The organism is Streptomyces sp. MB09-02B, assembly GCF_033794485.1.
In the GTDB taxonomy this organism is placed as follows: domain Bacteria; phylum Actinomycetota; class Actinomycetes; order Streptomycetales; family Streptomycetaceae; genus Streptomyces.
On the sequence record NZ_JARGEE010000828.1, the window covers coordinates 1 to 1,552 of the forward strand.

The following is a 1,552-nucleotide window of genomic DNA, read 5'->3' on the forward strand; positions in this document are numbered from 1 at the left end:
AGACACAGCACCCCTGACGGCCGAAAGGAAGCGACAGGGAGATTCTGCCCAACTCCAGCAACCAGAACGACACTTAGCCGCGACGATCTACTAGTGCCGCATCAGGCAACGTTCGCCCGGTCGACGACGGCGCGTAGTCGCCGGTCGTCGGCCGCGATCCGGGCAGTAGGCGGGTAGGGGGTTCGCAGGTAGCGGCAGAACTCCAGGAACTGCGTGCGCCTCTTGACCGGCTTGATGTGGCCGTAGAGCCTGTCCTTGGCCAGGTCGTAGGCGGCGAACAGGTGTCGCACCCCGCCGTAACGGTTGTAGGTGGCCCGCCGCCTGCGGCGCGGTTCACGGTCGGGATCCTTGTGCTTGTCTCCGCGTTCGGCCCACTGCCGACCCGGATGGGGCATGAGGTTGAGCGGGCCGAACTCGTCCATGCAGAAAACGGCTTCGGGTTCCCCGTCCTCGGGTATGACCTCGCCGTCCGCGCTCGCGTAGAGATGCTCGACGCGGGCCTTCTTGGCCGCGTAGTCGGGGTCTCGGGAGGTCTTCCAGGTCTTCAGGCGTTGAAAGGAGACGCCCTCCCCGCGGAGCATGATGCGCAGGCTCTCGTGGCTGATGTCGTCGACCACCCCCTCAGCGACCAGGAAGTCGGCCAGCTTGCTCAAGCTCCAGGTCGAAAACGGCATCACCGCACCCCGCGTCCTTGAATGGCGGGCGGAGCGGCTACGGGCGACGAGTGCCAAGACGACCGTCGCCAAGGCGTACCGGCTGCTCAAAGGCATCATGGAGACAGCCGTCGATGACGACCATCAGTCGCAACCCGTGCCGGATCAAGGGTGCGGGCAAGGAGTCCGCTGCTGAGCGCCGGATCGCCACCGTCGTCCAGGTCGACGCGCTCGCCGAAGCGATCGGTATCCGCTGGCGCCTCATGGTCTACCTCGGGGCGTACGGGCCGATGCGGCCCGAAGAACTGGCCGGCCTCCGGCGCCGAGACGTCGACCTCGACAACCTTGCGATCCGGGTCCGTGTCGCCGAGCCCGAGCGGACCAACGGCAAGCGCGCTCCCGGAGCCACCAAGTCGGATGCGGGCGCCCGTCTCGTCGTCCTGCCGGCCTTCCTGGAGAAGGACGTCACCGGACAGTCCTCCGAGAAGGCTGCGCTGATCTATCAGCACTCCGACGACGAGCGGCAGCGCGACTTGGCGGCGGGCCTTGACGAGATGGTGCGCGCCGAGCGTGCGAAGAACCACACCGGCGACTCCGCGCACCACAAGGAGGAGGCCACCGGTACGTAGCCGAGTCCTTATGGTGCGGTTGTGGTGCGCCACCCGCTCACCGGTCTAGACAACAAAGAACCCCCGGGTCGCTGACCTGAGGGTTTCGCATGGAGCGGGTGACGAGAATCGAACTCGCGCTCTCAGCTTGGGAAGCTGATGTTCTACCATTAAACTACACCCGCGTAAGACGCCGGTTGGTGCCGGTGTCGGAACGCTTCGTTACTTTACCTCATGTCGGGCCCCGCGCGCTGAAGGCGTGGGGCCCGGTTGTGTTTCAGGGGCGGGGAC

The 1,552-nt window shown here is 66.1% G+C and carries 1 tRNA gene and 2 pseudogenes; 1 reads left to right on the top strand and 2 read right to left on the bottom strand.

The features are described from left to right. Positions 1 to 152: 152 nt before the first annotated feature. Positions 153 to 674, bottom strand: a pseudogene (locus P1P70_RS44430) (IS630 family transposase); the annotation flags it as partial. Here P1P70_RS44430 and xerC point away from each other — a divergent pair. Next, a pseudogene (xerC, locus tag P1P70_RS44435) lies at positions 673 to 1,282 on the top strand (tyrosine recombinase XerC); the annotation flags it as partial. The pseudogenes P1P70_RS44430 and xerC sit on opposite strands and share 2 nt — an antisense overlap. 90 nt (positions 1,283 to 1,372) lie before the next feature. Here the strand turns inward: xerC and P1P70_RS44440 are convergent. Next, positions 1,373 to 1,446 (bottom strand) — tRNA-Gly (locus tag P1P70_RS44440). Positions 1,447 to 1,552: the final 106 nt, after the last annotated feature.